The following is a 256-nucleotide window of genomic DNA, read 5'->3' on the forward strand; positions in this document are numbered from 1 at the left end:
GGCGCAGTTACTGGGCGACGAAGTCCTTGCCATCGAGAAACAGGATAGTTTTCGCGACTTCATTGGCGAGCGTTTCGACAGCCTGATGGCCGTCGAAGTCATTACCGCCATTGAAGGCTGTTTTGAAATCGAAGTGGATTACCTGAGTGACGATGTCCGCTACTGGTTTGAAACCTTGGAGAAGATGGAAACGTTCGTCGCCTAGAAGCTTGAAGATCAATTGACCCTGCAGGCCGCTGAATGAGCAGCGACCATT

Annotated in this window: 1 protein-coding gene; it reads left to right on the top strand. The window is 51.2% G+C overall.

What is annotated here, in order from left to right; genetic code table 11:
- Positions 1–205 (top strand): acyl carrier protein (locus tag SB756_RS32280; RefSeq protein ID WP_410913527.1); only part of this gene is annotated, 205 nt, incomplete at its 5' end.
- Between the last annotated feature and the right edge of the window lie 51 nt (positions 206–256).

The sequence above is a fragment of the Pseudomonas sp. SIMBA_068 genome, assembly GCF_046534705.1.
Classification (GTDB): domain Bacteria; phylum Pseudomonadota; class Gammaproteobacteria; order Pseudomonadales; family Pseudomonadaceae; genus Aquipseudomonas; species Aquipseudomonas putida.